This is a genomic window from Pinirhizobacter sp. (assembly GCF_035317885.1).
Classification (GTDB): domain Bacteria; phylum Pseudomonadota; class Gammaproteobacteria; order Xanthomonadales; family Rhodanobacteraceae; genus Pinirhizobacter.
Genome location: NZ_DATHFX010000436.1, coordinates 1 through 6,987 on the forward strand (window position 1 = coordinate 1; position 6,987 = coordinate 6,987).

The window sequence follows — 6,987 nt, forward strand, 5'->3', positions numbered from 1 at the left end:
GCCCTATGGCACGCAAACGCTGGGCTCGCCGTCGAATGGCCCGGGGTACACGGGACATATTGGCGACGTTGATTCGGGCTTGGTTTACATGCAAGCGCGCTATTACGATCCAGCGGTGGGGCGGTTTTTGAGTGTGGATCCGGTAGGGCCCAAGGCAGGAGATGGGTTTGTCTTCGATCGATATGACTATGCCAATAACAACCCCATGCGTTATACCGACCCGGACGGGCGGAAGTGCAGCACTGTGGATGGGAAGGACAGTTGCACATTTGATGAAGTAAAAGACAAGAACGGGAAAACAATTCCGAGAGAGCAAGCCCTATCGAGCGGAAGCAAATTTTCTAAGTTTTTTCATGCCGACATGGGAAGTCGCATACGAAGCGCGGAAGCCGCGATGACAGCCAAATATTCCACCGCGAAGAATCTCGCAGCGAATGGGGGTGGGGTTACGATCAAAGGAAATTCGGCGTTGGGAATTCCTGATCAAAATGTGAGCGGAGCCACCATCGTTAATCAAATGGAGACAACTCAAATTATCGCCGACGCTCAAGATGGGGCTCGCGGTCTGATCGCATACACACCCATTGATCGGGGAGCAACGACTGGCCACGGGCCCATTACGTTTTACAAAGATGGCGCCAAATCGCTTAATTTTGGCCAAACATTTGGGCACGAGATTCTTCATACAATCTATTCAGGAGCTGGGTTACCTAATGATGGCTGGGCTAATCCCGATTTCAACTATGATCATCAAATACCTTTCAACGATGCTTCAGATGCGATCCATTAAGCACCGCCTCCACAAGGATTCCTTCGGATCCCGTGAATTCGTCACTGCTATCACCATCGCTTTCGTGGTTGCAGGTTGCACTTCTGCGCCAGCGACAGTAAGAATGGAACCAAAGTCGATTGCCAAACAGTTAGGCCTTCCGGACTGCAGGACATCTGTTCCGCTGAGTCAATCCGAAGTTATCGAAGACGCGAAGAGGATTGGCGCCCCAAATCCGGAGAAGTATCCGGAGTGGATCGAAATGACGTCGAACATTCGACCAGGAGATCAACTTCGCCTGGTGAATTGCTTGAGGGCGAGCCGGTCCGAGAACGTTGGAGATCCGTACTATTACGCATTGATTCGCAACGGCAAGATCATTTCTAAATTCCATATCGGATTTTTCAATTAGGAAAACGGCTCCAGGGGTGCTGGATCAGCAGAGCCTCGTGGGGTCCGGAGAGCAGGTTGAGGCGTTGCGCGGAGCGTGCTCGGAAGCACTGCAGAGAATCGGGTTCAACGGTAGCTACGAGCTAACCGCGGAAGGGCGGGTCCTTGAAGACCTGATCGACAAGCTTTTCATCCGCTGAAGAGCCACGCTGACCGTCCAATACCTGGGCCTCACAGTTCTTGTGAGTGCCGAAGAATTTGCGATCACGCCAGGGGAAAAGCCAATGCGCAGGGACGTGCTCTTCGCCAGCATGGCGATAGGTGTGGCAAGTGCTTCTGTGGCAGGTGCGTCGCCAGCGGAGATCCCGACAGTCTGTGCGGTCTTTCCTGTTGAAGCTTCGGTTAGGAAGATCGGAGTCGAGCATAGACTGCTGATTACTGTTAGAAACACCGCGCCGACCAAGGTTGAGCTTGAAGAGTTCTATTTTGGCGCGAATTCGACATTCAGCCGATCATGAGCCCGACACCCCCAGAGCCTATAACCTTTAGCCGCCCCTCAACACGCGTGGAGTATGAAGAATGCTTGGACTAATAATATTGACGATCATCGTGGTGAATGGCTGGTACTTAATTGAGGGGTACTCTCTCTCTAGGCGGCTGGCCAAGAGCGGGCAGCGCATTGGCAACGCGACAATTACGGGAAGCCTATCCTCAAGCGCAGATCGCAGGTCACTGATGAAACTCTTTTTTGGGGGAGCAAAAATCGAGCCCACGCTGCCATCTCATGCTACTGCCCTCATCCGCATTCGTTGCCTTCTGGCTACGTCCATCATGCTGGTGTGTGTGGCTGTATATATTGTGCTTAACGATCCAAATCGTTAGTAACTCGGCACCGGTAACCGTACCCGTCGAGAGTAGTCGGGGGCGGAGCCTTACAGGTACCGCGTCTGCAAGAACGCAAACAACGCGCGCAAGCCCTGCGCCTCACCACCCCTCGGCTTACCCGGCCTGTCCGCGTCATTCCACGAATACGTATCCAGATGCAGCCACGGCATGTCCTGTGGAACAAACCGGTCCAGATACAGCGCCGCGGTCACCGCGCCCGCATGGCGCGAAACCCCGGCGTTGGCGAAGTCGGCGATGTAGCTTTCGAGCATGCGGCGATACGGTCGCCACAAAGGCAGCTGCCACAGAGGATCGTTCACGCGGCGGCCGGCGGCGATCAGGTCCGTCGCCAGCGTGTCGTCATTGGTGAAGACGGCCGGGATGTCGGGTCCCAGGGCGACGCGGGCGGCGCCTGTGAGGGTGGCGAAGTCGACGATCAGGTCGGGCTTCTGCTCACTGGCATAGGTCAGCGCGTCGCACAGAACCAGGCGGCCTTCGGCGTCGGTGTTGTCGATCTCCACCGTCAGGCCGGCGCGAGTGCGCACGATGTCGCCGGGGCGCATGGCGTTGCCTGCGATGGAATTCTCTACCGCGGCAACCAGCAGCGTCATGCGCACTGGCAGCTTGGTAGTCATTACCAGCGAGGCCAGGGCGATGGCGTGGGCTGCGCCGCCCATGTCCTTCTTCATCCAGCGCATGCCGTCGGCGGGCTTGATGTCCAGGCCGCCGGAGTCGAAACACACGCCTTTGCCCACCACCGCCAGCTTCGGGTGCGAAGGATCGCCCCAGGTGAGTTCGATCAGGCGCGGTTCGCGGTGGCTGGCCCGGCCCACCATATGGATGGTGGGGAAATTCCCAATGAGTTCATCCCCCACCCAGTCGCGCAGCTTCGCGCCGTGCTCGCGTGCGAGTGTCTTGACGAAGTCTGAAAGTTCTTCCGGCCCCATGTCTTCGGCCGGGGTGTTCACCAGGTCGCGGACGATGAGGGTCGCGTCCACCAGCGGCTGCAGGGACTCGAGCATTTCATCCACCACTACCAGCGTCGCCGGCAGGCGCGGGGCCTTGCGGTAGCGGCCGAAGTGGTAAGCGCCCAGCGCCCAGCCAAGCGTGGCGGCGAATTCGTCGATCGGCATGCCATCGCCCGACAGGGCGTAGTTGCCCACGGGCAGGCGATAGGGCAGGCCGCCCAGGCTGGACATCGGATCGCTCGGGTCCACGCCTACAAGGATGCGGTCGAGGCCGCCTTCGCTGTCGGAAAGCAGGGTGGCGCTGCCAGGGGCGCCATCGAAGCCCGTGGTGGCAAGCCAGGCTTGCTGTGCACTTGTCAGCCTGTCGCGGACGTTCGGCAGGTGCTGCGCATCGACCGGCTCGATCAACGTCACCGGGCCGTTTACTGCGCTGCGTGCAATGAGCGAAGCCATGCTTTACGAACTCCTTTTGGGTGCCGGCGAGCCGGCGATATGCCCTTCCCTGGACCAATTGTACGCGGTGGATCAGGCTGCTGGCTGCGCCTGATCAAAATGATCGTCCAGCCAACTGGCCAATGACGACAGGTTTGTGAATTCGAGGTCGGCGCGGAATTCATCAGGCAGCGGCCATGGGCCACCCTCGCGGTTGAACCATACGGTGCGCATTCCGGCTTCCTTCGCCCCACGCACGTCCATCGTGGGATCGTCGCCGACATGCAGCACGTGGGCCGCGGGCACGCCCAGGCGATCGCTTACCAGCTCGAAGATGCGGCGGTCGGGCTTGGCCACGCCCACCAGGGCAGCACTCACATGCTGGTGGAAGAGGTGATGCAAGCCGATCACTGTCAGGTCCGCATTGCCATTGGTGAGGGTCGCCACCGGCACGTGGGCGCGAATGCGCTCTAGCGCCGTCAGCGTGTCGGGGAATAGCTCCACGTTATTGCGGGCGGCATAAAAGATGTTCCAGACCTCATCCACTGGGGGATTGGTCACGCCGCAAGCGGCGAAGGCGCGTTCCATGGTCAGTCGCCGCAGCGCGCCCAGGTCGTGTCCCAGGTGGGTGTGCTCATCGGCAATTTGATCGCGCAGGTCACGCAGGGCCTGTACCGACCAAGTCCGGGCGACATCCGGATGGTGTGTGCGAAGCCACCGGTCCACGCACCGTTCGGCTTCCAGGATGGCCGGCAGCACCGGCCACAAGGTGTCGTCCAGATCGAACGAAACAGCGCGGATATCCATGGACGGGTGAATTTACGAGCGAAGGGTCAGCGCGGACCGCCAACCTTCAAGGTCTGGCCCAGCTTCACGTTGTCGCCCTTCAAACCATTCCACTTGCGGACCATGGCGACGTCGGCGTTGTGCTTCTTGGCGATGGAGTACAGCGTGTCGCCGGGCTTTACCGTGTAGGTCTGTGTGGCCTTGGTGGGTTTGGCCGACTTGGCGATGCTCTTGGCGTTGCTCTTGCCGGGGTCAGAGTCATGACTCTGACCCCCAACCTTCGCCGCTACGCCAGGTTCACTAGTCTTTTTTTTTGAGGCAGCCGCCTTGGCGATCGCTTCGTTGCGCTCGGCCTCGGCCTTGGCGATCTCGGCCTGCGACGGAGCCGCGGAGGCGGCGGCACCGGGGTCAGAGTTATTACTCTGACCCCCAACCACAGCCGGCTTCGCCGTCGGCTTGCCCGCGACCGTCACCGCATCAGACGTGACCTTGGCGAACTTGCCGCCGATCGCCGCCTGGTCGCTGACAGTGATGGCGTCGCTGGTGATGCCCGCGAAGCCCGCACGCGCGCTGGAGAACACGCTGCTGGTGACGCCGGCGAACTGCGACGGCGGAGCGGAAGCTGCCTTTTCCTTAGCAGCAGCACGCGCGGCAGCCAGCTTCTCGGCCTTGGTAAGCGGACGCGAAGGCGCGGCGGCCGCTGCGGCGGGAGCGGATGCCACGGCGGGAGCGGCGGTGGTCAGCGGCTCCGAAGCGCTGGCCTTGGCGCCCACGCTTGCCAGGATCTTTGCACGACGGCCGGCGTCGGCCGACACCAGTGCGGCGCCATCGGCGTAGGGCAGCAGGCTATGCGAACGCAGTAGCCCCTTGCCGGCGCCGTCAGTGACGAAGTCCACCAGCGCCTTGGCGTCGGCGGCCTTCGGGCTGGCGGGGTTGGTCACCAGGTACAGCTGGGTGTACAGCGGGTAAGCGCCGCTGGCGACGGAGGAGGTGCTGGGCGCCACGCCGTCGACCGAAATCATCTTGAGTTTCTTGTTGCCGGCGGCGCCTGACAGCGTCGTGGCGCCAAAGCCACGGGTGTCCAGGCCAATGCCTTCCTCGAGCTTCGCCTGGTTCACATACAGGCGCGGAGCCGCCACCGGCTGGTTGCCGCGGCCGAACACCAGCTTGCGCAGGCTCCATTCCACGCCATCGCCCGGGCTGGCCGCGGCGTACACGTTGATGCCTTCGTCCTTGCCGCCCAGTTCCTTCCAGTTGGTGATCTTGCCGTAATAGATATCGTGCAGCTGCTGCATGGTGATGTTGGTCACCGGGTTGGACGCGTGGGTGATCAGCACCACGCCGTCCCAGGCCACCGGGGTAAACGTCAGGCCGGCCTCGGCCGCACCGAAGGCGGGGCGGGCGGTACCGGCGAGGTCGGCCTGGCCCTTCTCCAGAGCCTCCAGGCCCGACGCAGTATTGAACGACTGCACATCGATCTTGCCGTTGCCGGCCTTCTCCCATGCCTTGGCCACGTCGCCCACCACGCCGCGCGCCACGGTGACATCACCACGCCAGATCAGCGGGCCGGCCGCGGCAAAGACTGAAGTCGATACCGCCACGGTAAGAAGGGCGATCGAGACCACACGTGCAAGGCGAAGGGACATAGAAGCGAGCTACCTGAGAAGGACCGGGACCGGCGATATCTCGCAATTATGGCGTTACCAAAGGCAACGCGCGACCCCGGCCTTATTCAGTTATGTCGACAGGGAAAACAAGCCGGGGCCGCGCTGCCAGGAATTACAACACCACGTAGTACACCGAGTTACTCCTCACCACCGTAAGCAAGAGCTGTCGGGCCTGTCCACCGCCAAACGTCCGTAGCGCCTTGACGTTAGCCACCTGCCGTTGCCCCACGCCCACCACGATATCGCCCGCCCGGAGACCTGAGTCGTCTGCCGCGGATCCCTTCTTCACCGATGTGATGGCTACGCCGAAGGCACCATCGTTGCGCTGGTCGCCCGCCAGATCGCTGAACACCACACCAGCCAAGCGCGGATCAATGGCGCTTCCCTCCACCGATGCCAGCTTCTCCGGCTCGATCTTCGCCGACACCTGCCGCGTCTGTCCGCCACGCGACACCGTCAGCTGCACCGACGCATCCAGCGGCAACAGGCCTTCGGCATTGCGCACATCCTGTGCCGAACGCACGGTCTTGCCATCCACCGTGTCCACGACATCGCCCACGCGTACACCGGCGACATCGGCAGGCGTCCCCGGCGTCACGCTGGTTACCACCGCGCCTTGCCCGGCCGCCACGCCAAGCGCCTTGGCCACGCGCGCGGTCACATCCTGCACTTCCAGGCCCAGCGTGCCGCGGCGCACCTTGCCGAACTTCAGGATCTGGCCCATCACCTGCGAGGCCAGGTTGGAAGGAATGGCAAAGCCGATGCCCACGTTCCCTCCCGAGGGAGAGAAAATCATCGTGTTGATGCCCACCAACTCGCCGCGCAGGTTCACCAGGGCGCCGCCGCTGTTGCCGGGGTTGATCGAGGCATCGGTCTGGATGAAGTTCTGGTAGCCCTTAGAACCCAGGCCCGAACGCCCAAGCGCCGAGACCATGCCCGACGTCGCCGTCTGACCCAGCCCGAACGGGTCGCCGACAGCCACCACGAAATCGCCCACACGCAATGCATCCGACGCGCCGACAGGCAGCGCCGTGAGCCTGTCGGCATCGATCTTCACCAGCGCCACGTCGGTGTCGGGATCGGACCCCAC

Annotated in this window: 6 protein-coding genes; 2 read left to right on the forward strand and 4 right to left on the reverse strand. The window is 61.7% G+C overall.

Annotated features, from left to right (window positions below; genetic code table 11):
- Positions 1–790 (forward strand): RHS repeat-associated core domain-containing protein (locus tag VK519_RS14350; protein WP_324350854.1); only part of this gene is annotated, 790 nt, incomplete at its 5' end.
- Positions 777–1,181: a hypothetical protein gene (locus VK519_RS14355; RefSeq protein WP_324350856.1), complete on the forward strand. Its 405-nt coding sequence runs from the start codon at positions 777–779 to the stop codon at positions 1,179–1,181. The genes VK519_RS14350 and VK519_RS14355, both read left to right, overlap by 14 nt.
- Positions 1,182–2,091: 910 nt before the next feature.
- Here VK519_RS14355 and VK519_RS14360 read toward each other — a convergent pair.
- From VK519_RS14360 to VK519_RS14375, 4 genes are all read right to left on the reverse strand, one after another.
- A complete protein-coding gene (locus VK519_RS14360) occupies positions 2,092–3,465 on the reverse strand; it encodes a leucyl aminopeptidase family protein (protein WP_324350858.1) in 1,374 nt (457 codons plus the stop codon).
- Between the two features lie 72 nt (positions 3,466–3,537).
- Positions 3,538–4,251: an HAD family hydrolase gene (locus tag VK519_RS14365; RefSeq protein ID WP_324350859.1), complete on the reverse strand. Its 714-nt coding sequence runs from the start codon at positions 4,249–4,251 to the stop codon at positions 3,538–3,540.
- A gap of 26 nt (positions 4,252–4,277) precedes the next feature.
- Positions 4,278–5,876 carry a LysM peptidoglycan-binding domain-containing protein gene (locus VK519_RS14370; protein ID WP_324350861.1) on the reverse strand — a complete coding sequence of 533 codons (1,599 nt, stop codon included), beginning with the start codon at positions 5,874–5,876 and terminating at the stop codon, positions 4,278–4,280.
- Between the two features lie 133 nt (positions 5,877–6,009).
- Positions 6,010–6,987 (reverse strand): trypsin-like peptidase domain-containing protein (locus tag VK519_RS14375; protein WP_324350862.1); only part of this gene is annotated, 978 nt, incomplete at its 5' end.

Bases quoted from the DNA above. Each gene is read 5' to 3' on its own strand.
- VK519_RS14355 (WP_324350856.1), top strand. From the start codon at position 777: ATGCGATCCATTAAGCACCGCCTCCACAAGGATTCCTTCGGATCCCGT.
- VK519_RS14360 (WP_324350858.1), bottom strand. From the start codon at position 3,465: ATGGCTTCGCTCATTGCACGCAGCGCAGTAAACGGCCCGGTGACGTTG.
- VK519_RS14365 (WP_324350859.1), bottom strand. From the start codon at position 4,251: ATGGATATCCGCGCTGTTTCGTTCGATCTGGACGACACCTTGTGGCCG.
- VK519_RS14370 (WP_324350861.1), bottom strand. From the start codon at position 5,876: ATGTCCCTTCGCCTTGCACGTGTGGTCTCGATCGCCCTTCTTACCGTG.